The 19222-nt window shown below is 62.1% G+C and carries 15 protein-coding genes, 3 pseudogenes and 1 riboswitch; of the genes and pseudogenes, 12 read left to right on the top strand and 6 right to left on the bottom strand.

Annotation, left to right across the window (positions count from 1 at the left end; genetic code table 11):
- From D8M21_RS08130 to D8M21_RS08120, 3 genes are read right to left on the bottom strand one after another with little or no spacing between them, the layout of a single operon-like run.
- Positions 1 to 858, bottom strand: coding sequence for a metal ABC transporter permease (locus D8M21_RS08130; protein WP_048680933.1), 858 nt, complete (start codon positions 856 to 858; stop codon positions 1 to 3).
- Positions 855 to 1622 carry a metal ABC transporter ATP-binding protein gene (locus D8M21_RS08125; RefSeq protein WP_238651209.1) on the bottom strand — a complete coding sequence of 256 codons (768 nt, stop codon included), beginning with the start codon at positions 1620 to 1622 and terminating at the stop codon, positions 855 to 857. The genes D8M21_RS08130 and D8M21_RS08125 overlap by 4 nt, the downstream gene beginning before the upstream one ends.
- Positions 1619 to 2509 carry a metal ABC transporter substrate-binding protein gene (locus D8M21_RS08120; RefSeq protein ID WP_238651206.1) on the bottom strand — a complete coding sequence of 297 codons (891 nt, stop codon included), beginning with the start codon at positions 2507 to 2509 and terminating at the stop codon, positions 1619 to 1621. Before D8M21_RS08120 ends, D8M21_RS08125 begins: the two co-directional genes overlap by 4 nt.
- A gap of 418 nt (positions 2510 to 2927) precedes the next feature.
- On the opposite strand from D8M21_RS08120, the gene uraD reads away from it, so the two are divergent.
- The 3 genes from uraD to pucL all read left to right on the top strand — a co-directional run bounded on the left by uraD (position 2928) and on the right by pucL (position 4708).
- Positions 2928 to 3422, top strand: coding sequence for a 2-oxo-4-hydroxy-4-carboxy-5-ureidoimidazoline decarboxylase (gene uraD, locus D8M21_RS08115; RefSeq protein ID WP_048680931.1), 495 nt, complete (start codon positions 2928 to 2930; stop codon positions 3420 to 3422).
- The gene (gene uraH / locus D8M21_RS08110) at positions 3419 to 3745 is read left to right on the top strand and encodes a hydroxyisourate hydrolase (RefSeq protein ID WP_048680929.1); all 327 of its coding nucleotides are present in this window, start codon (positions 3419 to 3421) and stop codon (positions 3743 to 3745) included. Before uraD ends, uraH begins: the two co-directional genes overlap by 4 nt.
- Positions 3746 to 3823: 78 nt before the next feature.
- Positions 3824 to 4708: a factor-independent urate hydroxylase gene (pucL, locus tag D8M21_RS08105; RefSeq protein ID WP_082156751.1), complete on the top strand. Its 885-nt coding sequence runs from the start codon at positions 3824 to 3826 to the stop codon at positions 4706 to 4708.
- A 97-nt stretch (positions 4709 to 4805) separates the two neighbouring features.
- Here pucL and mgtE read toward each other — a convergent pair whose 3' ends face one another.
- Positions 4806 to 6059 (bottom strand): magnesium transporter, encoded by a 1254-nt coding sequence (gene mgtE, locus D8M21_RS08100; RefSeq protein ID WP_126855789.1) that lies wholly within the window; start codon positions 6057 to 6059, stop codon positions 4806 to 4808.
- A 61-nt stretch (positions 6060 to 6120) separates the two neighbouring features.
- A riboswitch (M-box (ykoK) riboswitch) is annotated at positions 6121 to 6289 on the bottom strand.
- A gap of 172 nt (positions 6290 to 6461) precedes the next feature.
- Positions 6462 to 7223 carry an IclR family transcriptional regulator gene (locus D8M21_RS08095; protein WP_085528764.1) on the bottom strand — a complete coding sequence of 254 codons (762 nt, stop codon included), beginning with the start codon at positions 7221 to 7223 and terminating at the stop codon, positions 6462 to 6464.
- Between the two features lie 261 nt (positions 7224 to 7484).
- Between D8M21_RS08095 and D8M21_RS08090 the strand changes: the two genes are divergently transcribed.
- From D8M21_RS08090 to allB, 9 genes and pseudogenes are all read left to right on the top strand, one after another.
- On the top strand, positions 7485 to 8879 hold the full coding sequence (locus D8M21_RS08090; protein WP_048681763.1) for an NAD-dependent malic enzyme: 1395 nt from the start codon (positions 7485 to 7487) through the stop codon (positions 8877 to 8879).
- A 53-nt stretch (positions 8880 to 8932) separates the two neighbouring features.
- Positions 8933 to 10540, top strand: a complete 1608-nt coding sequence (gene aceB, locus D8M21_RS08085) for a malate synthase A (RefSeq protein ID WP_126855788.1) — start codon at positions 8933 to 8935, stop codon at positions 10538 to 10540.
- Complete coding sequence (locus D8M21_RS08080) at positions 10537 to 11925, top strand: DUF6986 family protein (protein WP_048681757.1); 1389 nt, start codon at positions 10537 to 10539, stop codon at positions 11923 to 11925. The genes aceB and D8M21_RS08080 overlap by 4 nt, the downstream gene beginning before the upstream one ends.
- On the top strand, positions 11922 to 12764 hold the full coding sequence (locus D8M21_RS08075; protein WP_048681754.1) for a bifunctional allantoicase/(S)-ureidoglycine aminohydrolase: 843 nt from the start codon (positions 11922 to 11924) through the stop codon (positions 12762 to 12764). The genes D8M21_RS08080 and D8M21_RS08075 overlap by 4 nt, the downstream gene beginning before the upstream one ends.
- A gap of 262 nt (positions 12765 to 13026) precedes the next feature.
- Complete coding sequence (locus tag D8M21_RS08070; RefSeq protein WP_048681752.1) at positions 13027 to 13812, top strand: hydroxypyruvate isomerase family protein; 786 nt, start codon at positions 13027 to 13029, stop codon at positions 13810 to 13812.
- A gap of 85 nt (positions 13813 to 13897) precedes the next feature.
- Positions 13898 to 14782, top strand: coding sequence for a 2-hydroxy-3-oxopropionate reductase (locus tag D8M21_RS08065; RefSeq protein ID WP_048681749.1), 885 nt, complete (start codon positions 13898 to 13900; stop codon positions 14780 to 14782).
- Between the two features lie 41 nt (positions 14783 to 14823).
- A complete protein-coding gene (gene gcl, locus D8M21_RS08060) occupies positions 14824 to 16599 on the top strand; it encodes a glyoxylate carboligase (protein ID WP_126855787.1) in 1776 nt (591 codons plus the stop codon).
- 87 nt (positions 16600 to 16686) lie between these two features.
- Positions 16687 to 17808 (top strand): annotated as a pseudogene (locus tag D8M21_RS08055) (glycerate kinase); the annotation flags it as partial.
- A gap of 240 nt (positions 17809 to 18048) precedes the next feature.
- A pseudogene (gene allB, locus D8M21_RS08050) lies at positions 18049 to 19098 on the top strand (allantoinase AllB); the annotation flags it as partial.
- Here allB and D8M21_RS11500 read toward each other — a convergent pair.
- Positions 19096 to 19222, bottom strand: a pseudogene (locus D8M21_RS11500) (IS481 family transposase); the annotation flags it as partial. The pseudogenes allB and D8M21_RS11500 overlap by 3 nt on opposite strands.

Raw genomic sequence — 19222 nt, 5'->3', positions numbered from 1 at the left:
TCACCCCATGGACAACCGTTCGAAACGAACCGCAAGAATGCGCCTCATGCGGGTGATCGTCCAGACGACGCAGAACATCATGCCCTGACACAGCACCACGGTTCCTCCGGTGGAGGTGCCAACGTAGTAGCTGGCATAAACGCCACAAACCGAGCAGAAGAGCGAAAGACCTACGGCAACCATGAGCATGGTTCCGAATCGATTCGTCAGTAATAGCGCGGTGGCCCCGGGGATAATGAGCATCGCCACCACCAACACCACGCCCACCGCCTGAAGGGCGACGACGCAGGTCACGGCGAGCGCGCCCAAGAGGATCCCTCCAAGGACGCGTGGGCGGAGACCCAGGACATGCGCGTGGCGCGGATCGAAGGCGTACAAGGTGAGATCACGTCGTTTCAGCAACAGGACGGTGAGACACACGGCGCTCAACACGGCCACTTGAATCAGGTCCCCCGGAGAGACCCCCAACAAATTGCCGAAAATGATGTGGTCCAGATTCACCGGAGAGGGCGTCATCGAGACCATGACCAAACCGAGGGCAAACAGCGTGGTGAATACGATCCCGATGCTCGCATCTTCCTTAATACGGGTGGTCCTGTTGACCCCGCCGATCAGCCACACCGTCAAGAGCCCAAACACCACGGCACCCACCGCAAAGGGTAGTCCGAGGGCATAAGACAGAACGACGCCGGGCAATACCGCGTGCGAGACCGCGTCACCCATCAGGGACCACCCCGTCAGCACGAGCCAGCACGATAGCACCGCACACACCGTTGCGGTCGCAAGGGTCGCGAGCAGGGCACGAGCCATGAAGGGGTAATTCAGGGGTTCGAGGATGACAGACAAGACGTCGTTCATGCGGTCGCTCCTCCGAAGGCGAGGCTCAGGTTCTGCGGTTTGAGGACCTCGTCGATGCATCCGCGGAACACGACGCGATTTTTCAACAAGATGGCATGGTCGACGAAGCTCCGCAGCTGGGTGGTTTCATGGACCGACATCAAGACCGTTGCCCCGTCGCTGGCGACCTCACGCAGAATTTCGGCGATGGTGTGTGCCGAGACTGTATCGACCCCGGCGAGGGGCTCATCCAGCAAAAGCAGCTGGGCTTCTTGCGCCAGCGACCGTGCGAGGAAGGCTCGTTTCTTTTGTCCCCCGGAGAGTTTTCCGATCTGCCGATGGGTGTACTCGCTCAAACCCACCCGCTCAATGGCCTCCGCGACGGCCTTCCGATCTTCACGGCGCGGGCGACGCGTGAAGCCCAGCCGCCCGTAACGGCCGGTCATCACGACGTCGTGAACCGTGACCGGGAAGTCCCAATCCACGTTTTCGCTCTGGGGCATGTATCCCAGCACATTCCGACGGCGCGCGTGTTTGGGCGAGAGGCCCATGATCTGGACTTCCCCTCCCACGGCAGGGATCAGCCCGGCCACGGCATTGAACAGCGTGGATTTTCCCGACCCATTCATGCCTAACAGCGCAGTGACCGTCCCCCTCGACAGGGTGAGGTCGACGTCGTCGAGGGCCCGCCCTTCGTCATATGAGACGGTCAGCCCCTGCACCTTCAGGGGAGGCTCCTCGGCCGCACTCAGCGACGCCCGAGCCTCTCCGAGGGGTGAGCTCACTGGTGGCCACCGAGCGCCGAAGCGATGGTCTCGGCATCATGGCGCAACAAGTCCAGATACGTAGGGACGGGGCCGTTCTGGTCGGACAGTGAATCCACATACAGGGTTCCTCCGAATTTTGCGTCGGTGGCGTCCACCACCTGGCGCATGGAGCTGTCCGACACCGTGGATTCGCAGAAGACGGCCGGAACTTTATTCTTGTTTACCTCGTCAATGGTCTCGGCAATGCGGGAGGGTGTGGGATCGCCGTCCGAGTTCACGGCCCACAAGTATTTTTCCCGGAGGCCGGCGTCTCGAGCGAGGTAGGAGAACGCACCTTCACAGGTCACGAGGACACGTCGGTCCTCGGGGACCGTCGAGAGCCCGTGGGTCATGCGTTCCTGAATCTCCCGAATCTTGCCACGGTACTTTTCCGCGTTGGCCTTGAAGTCTTCGGCATGTTCCGGAGACAAACGAGAGAACGCTTTGACCATGTTGTCCACGTACGTCATCGCGGCTTGAGGGCTCATCCAAGCGTGGGGGTTCGCCGTGTCTTTGCCGTCCCCTTCGGTGATGTTGATGGGCTCAATTCCCTCGGAAAGGGTCACGTGATCAGCGTGAGCATCTTGGGTGAATTTCTCAAACCACGTTTCTAGGTGCATCCCGTTTTCGAGGACCAAATCCGCTTGGGACGCTTGTTTGATGTCGTCGGGAGTTGGTTCGTATTCATGAATTTCGGCCCCTGGGGAGGTGATCGATCGAACCTCAACGTGATCCCCGGAGATATTGCGGGCCATGTCGGCGAGAACGGTGAAGGTGGTCAGCACGACGGGCTTATCGTTCCCGTCGGCCTTCTTTTCCGCATTTCCGGCTATTCCGCAACCGGTTAGCCCGGCCAAAAGCACCATGCCAACAGCGGATGCCCGCAATGCTCGACCCCGAAAACCTCGGGAATGGCGTGGGCTTTGTGATGGGGGCAGATGGCGTCGGTGCATGGAGTTCTCCTAGGAGCAGTGATCGAGCGAGGTGCATCGGGGAGGCTCGTCGTTCTGGTACTCCAGTGGGCCCAGCTCGATAGCCGCCGATGAGGACTATCGTAAGTACGGCTTAGCGAACTCACAACTTCGCATTGGCAAGCTATTCTCTTCGCTGCACGTTGCCGGCGCCACATGGGCAAAGGGTGGCCGGACAGGCGCGCGTCGGGTGGCCCCATGGGGCACGATCCACCCCACCCACCTCCACACGGTCTTGACTTCCATCCAGTGATCCAGTTCACTGTCTCTAAATGGAATTTAATTTTCGTTATACGAAATACGACGGAGTCGCATGATCCTCACGGAATTCAACGAGCTGAGTCGCGACGCCGCGCTCTCGACCCTTCGGCCAGCGCTGGATATCCCTCGCTGGCAAGAGGAAATCGTCGACGCTCGCCCTTTCACGTCGGTCCAATCAGTACAGGAGCTCGCACTCACTGCGGCACAGCCTTTCACTGAAACCGAGATCGACCGGGCGTTGGCGCATCACCCCAAGATCGGAGAGCGAGACGGTAGCGAGTCTGCCGAAGCCCGACTTTCCCGCACGGAACAGGCCAGTCTCGGTTCAACGTCCGACGACGACGCGGAACGCCTCAAGCAAGGCAACCGCGACTACGAAGAACGCTTTGGCCACGTCTTCCTCATTCGGGCCGCGGGCCGTTCCCACCCCGAGATACTCGCCGAGCTGACTCGCCGGATGAAGAATGACCCCCAGTCAGAGCGGGCCGAAGTCGCCGAACAATTGCGCGACATCGCCGCGCTACGCATCGAAGGGATGCTCTCATGAGTTTCATTTCCGCCCACGTCCTCGATTCCGTTCACGGCCGCCCCGCCGTCGGAATTGAAGTGACGCTCCTCCACGGATCCGGCGAGACCATCGCCACCGCCGTGACCGATGAGGACGGCCGAGTCTCCACGCTCGGCCCAGAGACCCTGGAATCCGGCCATTACCGGATCATTTTCGCGACCGAACCGTACTTCTCCGGGCTTGACCTGGAGACCTTGTACCCGTTCGTCGCGGTGGATTTTACGGCGCGCGAAGACCAAGGGCATTACCACGTGCCTTTGCTCCTCAGCCCGTTTGCGTATTCCACATACCGCGGCAGTTGACCCAGGAGCCGACCCCACGTCGACGATTGCCGATCCACCTCAAGAAACGAAAATGCTTTCGATCAGGAGTACAGCATCATGACCAACGTGATCCTTGGAAAAAACCAGTACGGCAAGGCGGAGAACCATGTGGTTCGCGTTAACCGTGACAGCGATCGCCACACCCTGAGGGACGTCGTCGTCTCCTCGCAATTGCGGGGCGATTTTCAGGCCGTCCACACCGAAGGAGACAACGGCCACTGCGTCGCCACGGATACTCAGAAAAATACGGTGTTTGCACTGGCCCAAAAGCACGACGTCGCCTCGCCGGAAGAGTTTCTGCTGACCCTTTCCGACCACTTCACGTCCAGCTTTGACTGGGTGACGGGCGGCCGATGGGCGGCCGAAGAGCACCTCTGGAATCGGATCAACGACCACGACCACTCGTTCGTTCAAAATAAGGATGAAGTGCGGACCGCGGTCGTCGTGACGGATGGGTCGAAACGCACCGTCATTTCGGGCTTCCGCGACCTGACGGTCCTCAAAACCACCGAATCGGGATTCGTGGGCTATCCGAAAAATCCTTACACCACCCTCCCCGAGACCGAGGACCGCGTGCTCTCCACGGATATCGCGACCCGTTGGCGGTACAACACGGACGACGTGGATTACGACGCCGTCTACGAAGACGTGAAAAAGATTATCCTGGCCAAATTCACCGACCACTATTCCCGGGCATTGCAGGAGACCCTCTATTTGATGGGCAAGGCCGTAATCGAGGCTCATCCGGAAATCGACGACATCAGATTCTCGTGCCCCAATAAACACCATTTCGTGTACAACCTGGGATTCTGCGATCTGGAAAATAACAACGAAACGCACTACGCGGCCGATCGGCCCTACGGGTTGATTGAGGCAACCATCGAGCGTGAAGGCGCCGAAAGGGCCGACGAGGTGTGGGCCGGCATCGCCGGGTTCTGCTAAACCACTTCCGCGCTGCGAAGGCCCCGCCGAACGAGAGGTTCGGCGGGGCCTTCATAGGTGCGCTTTCAGCCAAGGTTTCCCCGGATCTGGTCACCCTTTAAAACATCAACAGGCGCGCGATCTCGAAATAGATGATCAATCCGGTGCCGTCCACAAAGGTGGAGATAAACGGCGAGGAAACCACCGCGGGATCCATGCGCAACTTCTTGATGAGCAACGGCAGAATCGCTGAAACGAGGCTGCTCCACAAAACGATCGCCACGAGGGTCACCGCCACGACCAATGCGACCTGGAAACCGACCCCCAGGATCGTTGCGCGGATGATGCCGGCCACGCTCATGCAGAGGCCAATGAGCAATCCCGTGGCCATTTCTTTCCGAATAATCTTCGCAACATCACCCAGGCGCACGCCGTCCACGGCGATGGCGCGGATCAACGTCGACGTGATCTGTGTGCCGGTATTTCCACCGGTACCAATCAGCAATGGAATGAAGAACGACAAGGCGATGACCGAGCTGAGCTCATCCTCAAAAGTGCTCAGCACGGTGCTGGTGTACGACTCCGCCACGAAGAGCACGAGAATCCACCCGATGCGCTTCTTCCACAGGTGCCACGGCGATGACGACAAATACGGGGTCTCTAGGAGGCTGGACCCACCCTGCCTTTCGGCATCTTCGGTGGATTCCTGGCGAATAATTTCGGCGGCGTCGTCGTGACGGATCACCCCGATCATGGCACCTTCGTGGACCACGGGGACGGGATCGTAGCCATTAGCCTCGATCTCGACAATCACGGATTCTTGGTCTTCTAACGGCGAAATGGTGCGCCCGTTGCGAGTACACAGGGAACCCAGAGACACGCTATCCGAGGATGTGTACACCACGTCCTCGGGAACGGTCCCTCGGAACTGCCCGTCGTCGCACACGTAAATGGTGTGGTCACGTGCCCATGAAGGGCTGGCGGTCAATTCATCCCAATCGATGTCGCCAATGAGGCGATCGCTGGGCAGCGAATAGTAGACCACGGACATCCGCGAACCGATCGAGTCATCCGGCCAAGACAATAGCGTGGTGAGTTGTTGACGCTGCGATTCCGGAATTTCTTTCAGGATGTCGTCGTCGTGTTCATCCATGCGCAAGAGCCGGGCCCCGACGGCCACGTCGATGGTCTGAATAATGCCAGTCTGACGCTGGCGAGGCTCTCCAGAGAACAGCCGAAAGGCCTGATCAATGGGCAGTCGTTCTAAATATTTGGCGGCCGACGACGGCGTCATCCCCACCAGGGACAGTGAAACTTTGTGAGCAACCCGAGGGGTCGCGGTCTTCTTCAGGACAGGAGTGTTCATCATCATGGGAAACCTCACTGAGAGTAGGCAGGATCCCACGTAGCCAACGCAAAACGATGTACATGGGAACGCGCTTCCATGTAAAAGTTTTGACTCTCAGTAGCGTATCCACGAACGGGAAGTCACCTGGGAACACACCTTAATCCGATGTGCTCTGTCCTAATCTTGGGCGTCTCTCGACGTCGTGAGATCAGTGACCTCTGTCTACTAAGGAGCCTCACCTAACGAAGCGCCTTTTGAAGAGTACGCCTAGTCATCACAGATTTACATCAATATTTGAAGTAATGTGTGAAGTATCACATCAGAGGGTCGTCGGGAACAATTGGCATTCCACCGAACACCCGCAGAAACGAACCATTCCGCGCGGGCCCTGCGCGCCGCCACGGTCGTGCGGCACCCGTGAGCCCCTTAGGATCCGGACGTGAATTGAGCCGAAAGTTCCGCCACGGCTTCTCGCAGCTGAGGCACCGCTCGCTCGCCAAAGTTCCAGTCAACGCGCGAGACGGGGCCTGACACCGAAATTGCCGTCGGCGTCGGGGCATTGGGTACGGCCATCGAGAAACACCGAACGCCGATCTCCTGCTCTTCGTCGTCGATCGCATAGCCGCGTTCGCGGACGGTTGCCAGATCAGCCAAGAGATCGTCCATCGACCCGATACTTTTGCGCGTGGGCGTCGGCATCCCCATCGAGGAAACGATCGAGATCACCTGAGATTCGGGGAGGGTTGCCAAGATGGCCTTCCCGACGCCGGTGTCGTGCGTGTGCGCACGACGCCCCACCTCGGTAAACATCCTCATCGAATGCGTGGATTGCGCCTGCCCCACGTAGACCACCATGTGTCCATCCAGCATGGCCATATTGGCGGACTCGCCCAATCGGTCCGCCAGGTTCTTCAACACGGGCTGGGCGAATGCACCCATTTGGAGACTCGCGGTATAGCCCAGCCGAATCAGGCCGGGGCCCAGCGCATAGCTTCGGCTCGGTAGCTGACGCACGTACCCCAAGTACACCAGAGTTCGCAGCAACCTATGGATGGTCGGCAACGGCAACTCTGCCTTGGTGGCCAACTCGCTCAGCGACGACTCCCCACCCGAACTGGTGATGATATTCAGCAGATCGAAGACTCGCTCGACCGACTGCACACCTCCGGAGCTCTTGCCTTCTGTCATCGGTGTCCCCTCCTCGTGGTGATCGCACACCGTCATGGTTCGCTCGGCGGAATCCCTTGTGGACCCCAGCGCAAGCATCGGTGGCGATGAGCCGACCCATGCCCGAAGGGTTAATAAGTCGGCAACACCGAGAATCATATTTCACCGAAGCCTTGTCATGGTGGACACACTACCCTTACGATTCCAGTAATGGAATTCTTTTTCCACAATACGGATACCGCGCGGATCAGCGATCCTCGCCAAGGGAAGGAAACACACGCAATGGCAGCCCCTAGCCCCGGATACTCCATGGTCCTCCGCATCGAAGCGCCGGCCTCCTTCACCTCCACGAGCGAGATCACCACCGCAGCTTCCGCCGCAGGCGCCCAGGTCACGGCCCTCGACATCGTCGAATCTCACCCGGACTCCGTGATCCTCGACATCAGCTGCAATGTGTCGAATGGTGACCATCGCGACGAAGTCCGAGACGCGATCAACGCACTCGACAACGTCACGGTCCGCCACATTTCCGACCGCACGTTCCTGATCCATTTGGGCGGAAAGATCGAGGTGACTCCCCGCGTGTCGCTTCGCAACCGCGACGATCTCTCCCGCACCTACACCCCCGGCGTGGCGCGCGTCTGCAAGGCCATCCACGACAAACCCGAAGATGCTCGACGGCTCACGATTAAGCGCAATACCGTCGCCGTGGTCACCGACGGAACCGCGGTGCTCGGCCTGGGCGATATCGGCCCCGCCGCAGCACTTCCCGTGATGGAGGGCAAAGCCGCGCTCTTCAAAGCCTTCGCCGAGGTCGACGCCTGGCCCGTGTGCCTCGACACCAAAGACACCGAAGAGATCATCAGCATCGTCAAAGCGATGGCTCCCGTGTACGGCGGCGTCAACCTCGAAGACATCGCAGCCCCGCGCTGTTTCGAGATCGAGGCCCGACTCCGGGAAGAGCTGGACATCCCCGTTTTCCACGACGATCAGCACGGCACCGCGATCGTGACCCTCGCGGCTCTCTACAACGCTCTGCGTGAGGTCGGCAAGAAGGTAGAAGTCGTCAAGGTGGTCGTCTCGGGCGTGGGTGCAGCCGGACACGCCATCATCCAACTCTTGCTGGCTAACGGCGTCGCGAACGTGATCGCGTGCTCCCGCAACGGTGCCATTCACTCGGGTGAGACATACTCCGACCCGCACCGCCAATGGCTGGCCGAGAACACGAATAAGAATGCCTTCAGCGGTTCCCTTCGGGAGGCCGTCGCGGGAGCCGACGTGTTCATCGGCGTCTCCGCACCTAACCTGTTGACCGGCGACGACATTGCAACCATGGCCGACGACGCCATCGTCTTCGCGATGGCCAATCCGGACCCCGAAGTCGACCCCGCTGAAGCCGCCCGGCATGCCGCCGTCGTCGCGACCGGACGCAGCGACTTCCCGAATCAAATCAACAATGTCTTGGCTTTCCCGGGCCTTTTCCGCGGCTTGCTCGACGCCGGGGCCAAGGACATCACCCAAGACATGCTCGTGGCTGCGGCCCAGGCCATCGCGGACTGCGTGGCCGACCACGAACGAAATCCCAATTTCATCGTGCCGAGCGTCTTTGACCCCAATGTGGCATCCGCCGTCGCCGAGGCCGTCGAAAGCACCGCGCGACGAAATGCCGAAGGCTGAGTCCTCACCAGACTCCCGAGAACCTCATCTCTACGACCGTCGAGGAGACATCGATGACCATCACGCACAACACACCGGAAACGTTGGCTTCCGCACCGGAGATTCTGACTGACGAAGCCCTCGCATTCCTTGAAGTTCTCCACGAGAAGTTTGGAGGCCGTCGCGAAGAACTCCTCGCTGCTCGAGTGACCGCACGCGAGAAGGTCATGTCCGAAAAGACCATGGACTTCCTTCCCGAAACCCAGGAAATTCGCGACGGTGACTGGACCGTAGCGCCGACCCCTGAGGCCCTTCAGGACCGCCGGGTCGAAATGACTGGTCCAGCCAGCCCGGCCAAGATGGCCATCAATGCGCTGAATTCTGGGGCCAAGGTCTGGCTCGCGGACCTCGAAGACGCCGCCAGCCCGAGTTGGCATAAACAGCTGGAATCGATCGCTAACTTGCGCGATGCCGCTCGCGGAACTTTGAGTTTCACCTCCCCCGAGGGCAAGGAATACCGGTTGCGTGAGGATCAGCCGCGCCCCGTCGTCGTGATGCGCCCCCGCGGCTGGCACTTGCCCGAGGCCAATATCACCGTCAACGGCGAATCCGGATCGGGATCTCTCACGGACTTCGGCCTGCACTTTTTCCATACCGCGCGCCTGCTGCTCGAGAACGGGCACGGCCCCTATTACTACTTGCCCAAGATGGAGTCGTATTTGGAGGCCCGCCTCTGGAACGACGTCTTCACCTTCTCCGAGCAGTACCTCGGTATCGAGCACGGAACGATCCGGGCGACCGTCCTCATTGAAACGATCCCCGCCGCGTTCCAAATGGACGAGATCCTCTATGAGTTGCGCGAACACGCTTCCGGCCTCAACGCCGGACGCTGGGACTACCTGTTCTCCATCATCAAGTATTTCCGCGACGCCGGAGAGCAGTACATCCTGGCCGACCGCTCCTCGGTGACGATGACCGCACCTCTCATGCGGGCTTACACCGAGCTCCTCGTGCAAACCTGCCACAAGCGCAACGCCTTCGCGATGGGCGGCATGGCGGCATTCATCCCCTCCCGCAAGGACGAACAGGTCAATAAGGCCGCCTTTGAAAAGGTCCGGAACGACAAATCCCGCGAGGCCAACGATGGATTCGATGGTTCCTGGGTCGCCCACCCGGACTTGGTTCCGGTGTGCCGTGAAGTCTTCGACGGCGTCCTGGGCGATCGTCCCAACCAGGTGGACCGCCAGCGCCCCGACGTCGACGTCACCGCCGAACAGCTCCTCGACGTTCCCTCGGCGGGTGATCAACGAACCGAGGCCGAACTCGCCGACAACCTCTACGTCGCGATCAAGTACATCGCCGTGTGGCTCTCCGGCAACGGCGCCGTCGCGATTCACAACCTCATGGAGGATGCCGCTACCGCCGAAATTTCCCGCTCGCAGGTGTGGCAACAGATCAAGAACGGCATCGTCTACACGGACACCGGGAATACCGCGACCCGAGAGTTGGTCTCGAAGACCTTGGACGAGCAGCTCGCCACGTTGCGGGAAGAAATCGATCCGGAGAATTACGACACATGGTTCGTTCCGGCCGGTCGCCTCATCTCGGACATGGTGCTGAGCGACGACTACCCGGAGTTCCTCACCCTGCCGGCCTACGCCCAAATGGAAGGCACGCAGTGAATCGCGTCGAAGCAGGCGCGGATGCCGCGGATTCGGGACGGAGCCTTCCGCCCGAATTCGCGGACCGCGCCGATGACGCCCTCGCGACCACGGACGCCGACCTCATCCTGAACTATCCGGGAGATTCCGGCGCCCGGCAGCCCGTGCATACCTGTTACATCCCAGCCGATCTCGTCACCGAGAACACGCCGGCCGAATGGGGGCGCGCCGCGCTCGAGGCTTCGGAACAGGCCGGCGGCTTGGAACACCTCGCGGCTCTGGCGGAGATTCCCCTGGAGGTTCAGGACGGGGTCGTCACCCGCGTCACCGAGAAACTCGGTCAGGAGCCCATAGAGGACCTGCGCGTGGATCTCGAGGATGGATTCGGGGACCGGTCCGACCAGGAGGAGGACGCCGCCGCGGTCCAAGCGGCCCACACGGTTGCGGCCTTCGCAATCAACCGACATCGGGGGACGGCACCGGCTCCCGCCTTCTCGGGCATCCGATTCAAATGCTTCGAGGCCCCCACCCGGCGTCGAGGACTCCGAACCCTCGATCTCTTCGTGACCACCTTGGTGCGCGAAGGCGGCCTGGCTGAGGCGGGCGTCGGCACGGATGGGTTGCCGGACCGTTTGATCCTGACGCTGCCCAAGGTTTCCACCGTGGAGCAGGTACGCGTGATGGTTCAGGCGTGCCAGGCACTTGAGGAAGCACTCGCGCTACCGGCCGGACGCCTACGCTTCGAAATTCAGATGGAAACGCCACTCATGGTGGTGGGCGCCGATGGTGCAACCCCCATCCCCGCCATGATCCGGGCCGCCGAGGGGAGGGTAACGTCGCTGCACTACGGCACCTACGACTACTCGGCGTCTTTAGGAATCGCCGCCGAGTTCCAATCCCTGGAGCATCCCGCCGCGGACCACGCGAAATCCGTCATGCAGGTGGCCGTCGCCGGTACGGGGGTTCACCTGTCGGACGGCTCGTCCAACCAGCTCCCCGTGGGCGACTCCGAACAGCAGCGAGCCAGTTGGGCCCTCCATTCCCGCTTGGTGCGACGCTCACTCAAGCGCGGTTTCTACCAGGGTTGGGACCTCCATGCCCATCAGCTACCCACCCGGTACCTGGCGACCTACAGTTTCTATCGAAACTCCTTCGTCGACGCCGCCCGCCGTTTGGTGGCCTATGCCAGACGGTCGGTCCCCGGAATCGAAGCCGCCGACGTCGCCGACGAACCAGCAACGGCCAGGGCGCTGGCAGGTTTCCTGTTGCGCGCCCATCTCTGCGGGGCAATCACCGAATCCGAGATCCGCGCGGTGGGGCTCGAACCAGAGACCATCCGCGGGATCGCCCTCCCGGCGACGACGCCTCACCCTAGCCCGGCCGCTTCGACAGGAGAGTCACGATGACAGACCGCACCTACTGGGCCACTCACGGTGGCCACCCACCGCAGACCGACATGTTGACCGACCGGGCGATGTTCCGCGAAGCGTACGCCGTGATTCCTCGGGGCACGCAACGGGACATCGTGGCCTCCGTCTTGCCCTTCTGGGCGTCCACCCGCCTGTGGGTCCTCGCCCGGCCGATGACGGGGTTCGCGGAAACCTTCTCGGAGTACATGGTCGAGGTGTCCCCCGGCGGCGGCTCGGACCGGCCCGAAGATGATCCGAGCGCCGAATCCGTCCTGTTTCTCCTCGAAGGGCAGCTGAGCCTGACCCTGGGCGACGACGCCCACGAGCTCGAGCCCGGAGGCTACGCTTTCATCGCTCCCGGTGAGCCATGGACACTCCACCAGCGAGGCGAAGAACCGGCGCGATTCTTGTGGATCCGCAAGAGATACCAGAAGGTCGAGGGGCTGGAGACGCCGTCGTCGTTCGTCACGAGCGACGATGCCGTGGAGCCGATCCCCATGCCGGGAACGGAAGGACGATGGGCCACCTCCCGATTCATGGACCCCACAGACCTGCGCCACGACATGCACGTGACCATCGTGACCTTTCAGCCGGGTGGAATCATCCCCTTTGCCGAAACCCACGTGATGGAGCACGGCCTCTACGTCTTGGAGGGTCAAGCCGTCTACCGGCTGAACGAGGACTGGGTGGAGGTCCAAGAAGGCGACTTCCTGTGGCTGAGGGCGTTCTGCCCCCAAGCCTGCTACGCCGGGGGCCCGAAGCCCTTCCGGTACCTGCTCTATAAGGACGTCAATCGCCACGCACCCTTGAGCCTCGGGGGCCACGCCACCCCCTGATTCCCGTTTCACCGCGAGATCCCGCCTAAAACCACCACAGCACGCCGCCCCGGTCAGCCCGAGATGCTAACCGGGGCGGCGTCGTGCATGGCGCAGCACCGAAGAGTGGGATCCACACACGAGCACGACGCATGACTCCTACAAACTTGTCGAAGTGTATTGACCCACATCACAAGCTCACATATGGTTTTTTCATACACCAAAAATATCTTTCCGTCATACGAAATAGAGGGTTCAGGGAACCCATTCAAGGAGGGCCACCGTGAGCTACACCGTCAACGCCTCGATTCTGCTGACCGACCTGCCCATCAACGACCGCCCCCAGGCAGTGGCCGACGCCGGATTCACCCGCGCTGAGTTCTGGTGGCCATTCCCCACCCCCACGCCCTCCCAAGCCGAGGTGGACGCATTCGTCACGGCCCTGAGGGACGCCGGCATCCAGCTGACCGGCCTGAACTTCTACGCAGGAGACATGCCCGGCGGTGAGCGCGGCGTCCTCTCGCAGCCAACCCGGGCCGAAGAATTCCGCGCCAATATCGATGCCGTCGTGGCCATCGGTCGCGCGACCGGGTGCCGAGCCTTCAACGCGCTGTACGGCAATCGGGTCGACGGCGACAACCCGGCCCAGCAGGACCGCGTGGGCGTCGACAACCTGCGTCGGGCCGCGGACGCCGTGGCAGAGATCGACGGCGTGGTGTTGTTGGAGCCCGTCTCAGGAACCCCCGCCTATCCGCTCAAGACCGCAGCCGACGCCCTGTCGATCATCGAGAAAGTCGGCAAACCCAACGTCAAACTCTTGGCGGACTTTTATCACCTGGCCGCCAATGGCGACGACGTCGCCCAGGTCATCGAGGACCATGCGGCCGACTTCGGCCACATTCAGATTGCCGATCACCCCGGACGAAACGAACCCGGCACGGGCGACCTCCCGCTGGAGCGGTGGATCGACCGGTCCCGCGAGCTCGGCTACGAGGGCGTCATCGGGCTCGAATACAAGGCCTCCCACGAGGATCCATTCGCCTGGTTGCCACGGGAACGTCGAGCCTAAAAGAGATCACCGCCGGGATCCACGGAACACCGGCACAAAACACCGCACATACCGAACCATCATCACGATTCTGAGGAGTAACAGCATGAGCACCGTTGCAGTCATCGGATTGGGAATCATGGGACTGCCCATGGCCAAAAACCTCGTCACGGCCGGCCACGACGTCGTCGGCTACAACCGTTCGCCCGAGAAGGCTCAGGCTCTGGCGCAGGAGGGCGGCAAGGCCGCGGAGTCGGTGGCCGAGGCCGTTCGGGATGCGGACGTCATCATCACGATGCTTCCGGATTCTCCGGATGTGAAGGGCGTCGTCGAGGGTCAGGACGGCGTCTTTGCCCACGCTTCCGCCGGCGCGTTGTGGATCGATGCCTCGACCATTCGTCCCGACGTCGCCGGAGAACTCGCGGAGGCCGCACGGGAAGCGGGCCTCCGCCCCCTCGACGCCCCGGTTTCTGGCGGCGAGCAGGGCGCGATCGACGGCGCGCTCTCGATCATGGTCGGCGGCACGGCCGAAGACTTTGAGGCCGCTCAAGAGGTGTTCAACGCGGTCGGTGCAACGATCGTGCACGTGGGGCCCTCCGGATCGGGGCAGACGGTCAAGGCCGCCAATCAGCTGATCGTGGCGGGAAATATCCAGTTGCTCGCCGAGGCCGTGGTGTTCCTCGAGGCGTATGGCGTCGACACCGACTCCGCGCTCAAGGTGCTGGGCGGCGGGTTGGCGGGTTCAAAGGTCCTGGATCAGAAGGGCCAGAAGATGCTGGACCGCAACTTCGACCCCGGCTTCCGCTTGGCGCTGCACAACAAGGACATGGGGATCGTGACGGCCGCGGCCCGCGAAGCCGGCGTGACCATTCCCCTCGGAGGCCTGGTGGCCCAATTCGTTTCCGCGATGGTGGCCCGGGGCGACGGTGGTCTGGACCATTCCGGTCTGTTCACTCTGGCCCAAGAACTTTCGGGCAGGGACAACCAGTAGACCCGGTCAGCGGGTTCCTCACCAGACGTCAGGAGTAGATCATGAGCAAGATGCGTACGGTGGACGCCATTGTGGCGATCCTCGAGAAGGAAAACGCGACCGAGGCTTTCGGCCTTCCCGGCGCCGCGATCAATCCCCTCTATTCGGCCATGCGCGCCCACGGAGGCATTCGGCACACCCTCGCCCGCCACGTGGAAGGCGCGGTTCACATGGCCGAAGGGTTCACCCGGGCCGCGCCGGGAAATATCGGCATCTGCGTGGGGACCTCCGGCCCGGCAGGAACCGACATGGTCACCGGCCTGTATTCGGCCTCTGCGGACTCGATCCCGATCCTCTGCATCACCGGTCAGGCCCCCGTGGCTAAGCTGCACAAAGAGGACTTCCAAGCAGTCGACATCGCCTCGATCGCCGAACCGGTGACCAAAATGGCCATGACCGTGCTGGAGCCCGGGCAGATTCCGGGAGCCTTCCAGAAGGCCTTTTACCTGATGCGTTCCGGCCGGCCCGGGCCCGTCCTGCTGGACCTTCCCGTGGACGTGCAGCAAGCAGAGATCGAGTTCGACATCGATCTCTACGAGCCTCTCGAGCCATCTCGCCCAAAGGCCAGCCGCGCCCAAGCCGAAAAGGCCCTGGACATGCTGTTCGCTTCGGAGCACCCGGTCATCATCGCGGGCGGCGGGATCATTAACGCCAACGCCTCGGAACAGCTCGTGGAGCTCGCCGAAACTCTGAACGTCCCCGTGATTCCCACGCTGATGGGTTGGGGAACCATACCGGATGATCATCCCCTGATGGCTGGCATGGTGGGCATTCAGATCTCGCATCGTTATGCCAACGCGACGTTCAAGGAATCGGATTTTGTGCTCGGTATTGGCAACCGGTGGGCGAACCGTCATACGGGTTCCATCGATCAATACACGAAGGGGCGCACGTTCGTGCACGTGGATATCGATCCGACCCAAATCGGGCGAGTCTTCTCCCCGGACCTCGGCATCGCCTCGGACGCCGGAGCCGCTCTGGACGTGCTCCTGGAGGTGGCCCGCGAACGTGCCGACAAATTCTCCGTTCCCGACTACGGCGTGTGGGCCAAGGAATGCGCGCAGCGCAAGGCCAGCATGCAACGCAAGACGCATTTCACTCAGACGCCGATCAAGCCGCAGCGCGTGTACGAAGAGATGAATGCCGCCTTCGGCAAGGACGTCACGTACGTGTCGACGATTGGTCTGTCGCAGATCGCCGGTGGCCAATTCATGCATGTTTACGGCCCCCGCCGGTGGATCAATGCAGGTCAGGCCGGGCCTCTCGGGTGGACCTGCCCCGCTGCTCTCGGTGTGGTCCGGGCGCAGCCGGGGAAAACCGTCGTCGCGCTCTCCGGGGACTACGACTTCCAATTCATGGTCGAAGAGCTCGCCGTGGGAGCGCAGTTCAACTTGCCGTACGTCCACGTGGTGGTCAACAACTCCTATCTCGGTCTCATCCGCCAAGCCCAGCGCGGTTTCACGATGGAACAGAACGTTTCATTGGCCTTCGAGAACATCAACTCCCCCGAGACACAGGGTTACGGAGTGGACCACCTCAAGGTCGCGGAGGGTTTGGGATGTCTCGCAATCCGCGTGACGGATCCAGAGAAGCTCGGCGACGCCTTTGCGGAGGCGACGACACTCGCCCAAGAGCTCCAGGTTCCCGTGGTCGTCGAGATCATCTTGGAGAAGATCACCAACATCGCTATGGGCACCGAGCTGGACAATGTGACAGAGTTCGAGGACTTGGCAGAATCCGGCGCGGATGCGCCCACGGCCGTTTCGGTCATGGACTGACTCGACCGGACAGTATTCACCCCGGTCGGCCGAGGGAGCGGGTCACACCGCATGCCCTACGGCCGACCCAGATTTCAGGAGGCGTCCGTGCGCATCGTGGTGGCACCCGACAAATTCAAGGGATCGGTTACGGCCCGGGAAGCAGCCGAAGAGCTGGCCCACGGGATGAGCGGCGTCTGCCCCGAAGCGGATCTCACGATTCTCCCGGTGGCAGACGGCGGCGAAGGAACCCTTGAGGCGGCCCTCGAAGCCGGATTCGAGCGTCGGGACCTCTCGGTGACCGGCCCGGTCGGCGAGCCCGTCGCCGCGGCGTGGGCACAGCGCGGCAACGAGGCCGTCGTCGAGATGTCGCTGGCTTCGGGAATTGCCGTGTTGCCACAGAACGACGACGGCGACCCCATCCTCGCTGCACGGGAAGCCACGAGTCGCGGAACCGGAGAACTCATCGCCGCCGCGCTGGATGCCGGGTGCACGTCGGTCGTGGTGGCGGTCGGCGGTAGCGCGTGCACGGACGGTGGAGCGGGCATGCTCGCGGGCCTGGGAGCCCGTCTCCTCGATGAATCCGGCGAGCCCCTTCCCGACGGCGGCGCGGCCCTCAGCGATCTGGACCGGGTGGACCTCGCCTCTCTGCATCCGCGCATTGGCGAAGCAGACTTTGTTTTGGCCGCCGACGTCGATCACCCACTGCTCGGTGACAATGGTGCGGCGGCGGTTTTCGGCCCACAAAAAGGAGCCTCGCAGAACGACGTCGCCGACCTCGACGCCGCCTTAGGAACGTTCCGCGACAAGCTCGCCGAGACTCTCGGCGATTCGGCGCACGACGCCGCGAAAGCACCCGGAGCTGGCGCCGCCGGTGGCGTGGGATTTGCCGCCCTGACCGTTCTCGCGGCCACACGCCGGCCGGGCATCGACGTCGTCTTGGACCTCGTGGCTCTGGACGACGCCGTGACTGGAGCCGACCTCCTGATCACGGGCGAAGGAAGCCTCGACGAACAGAGTCTGGGCGGAAAGACGCCGATGGGCGTCCTCGCCGTGGGCCAGGCACACAATGTGCCCGTGATTGCCGTCTGCGGTCGCACCACGCTGGACGATCAGACCCTACGCAAGACCGGTTTTGAGGCCACCTACGCCCTCGCAGACCTCGCTCCCGACTCCCGGACCTCGATGCGCGAGGCCCCGAGATTGCTTCGGACCATTGGCGGTGCGATCGGACAAAAGTACTGCGGCGCGGTCGACTATCCCCCCGCCCGCGGCGAGGCAAAATCCCGGGCGGAACGGCTCGCGTTAGTTGAACGAGCCGAACAGATCGCCGTGGCCAATCGCGCCAATGACCCGGAACGTATTCGTGAATTAATCCGTGACTACTCCGCCGAGCAGGGAATATCCCCCACCGACGGGGGCGACGACGTCCCGACCTGTTCCGGCACACCTCGACGAGACCGCTACGACTTGGTGGTCCGTGGCCGACAGGTCTCGTGCGGTGACCATTTTGCGGCGCGAGAGGTCGCGGTGCGCGACGGCAAGATCGTGGCCATCGAGCCGCTCGGTGCGCAGCTGGAAGGGGACCGCGTCGTCGAGCTGGCGGAGGACGAAACCCTCATCCCGGGCCTCGTGGATACCCACGTACACGTCAACGAACCTGGCCGAACGGAGTGGGAAGGCTTCGAGAGCGCCACACGAGCCGCGGCCGCCGGAGGAGTCACCACGATCGTCGACATGCCGCTGAACTCGGTTCCGGCGACCGTCAATGAACCTGCGCTCACCTACAAACGGCTTTTCGCGCGTGACCACGTATTCGTGGACGTGGGGTTCTGGGGTGGATCGGTCCCAGGGAACGTGGATGACCTTCGCCCGCTCCATGACGACGGCGTCTTCGGGTTCAAATGTTTCCTCCTCCACTCGGGCGTGGACGAATTCCCTCACCTCGAGGCGGACGAAATGGAAGAGGCGATGGTCAAGACCAAGACCTTCGACTCGCTGATGATCGTCCACGCCGAAGATTCGCGCACGATCGACAAAGCTCCAAGCCCGACCGGGGATGTGTACGACCGTTTTCTCCAGTCACGACCGCGCGGTGCCGAGAACATCGCCATTGCCGAGGTCATCGAGCGGACCCGCTGGACCGGCGCTCGCTCCCATATCCTGCACGTCTCGTCCTCAGACTCCCTGCCCATGATCGCCACGGCCAAGCGCGACGGACTCGACATCACGGTGGAAACCTGCCCTCATTACCTCACGCTCCTGTCCGAAGAAATCCCCAATGGGGCCACGGCCTTCAAATGTTGCCCACCGGTCCGGGAGGTCGACAACCGAGAGAAGCTCTGGGAGGGGCTGATGAACGGCACCATCGACTTCATCGTCTCCGACCACTCCCCCTCGACCCTCGCGCTCAAAGACCTCGGTAACGGCGACTTCGGGGTCGCGTGGGGTGGGGTCTCGTCGCTTCAGTTGGGTCTTTCCCTCATCTGGACCGAGGCTCGACGCCGTGGCATCCCACTAGCTGTGCTGTCCAGGCAGGTTGTTTTGGATTCTGCTGATGGGTGGGGCCCCGATTGCGGAGTGGTGCCTGTGATGATTGTAGAAGTGCAGCCAGCCTGGTAGCGCCATGCGACGCTCGGCTTCT

It is taken from the genome of Kocuria sp. HSID16901 (assembly GCF_003989425.1).
GTDB lineage: Bacteria > Actinomycetota > Actinomycetes > Actinomycetales > Micrococcaceae > Rothia > Rothia massiliensis.
This window is presented reverse-complemented; position numbering and strand designations above follow the sequence as displayed.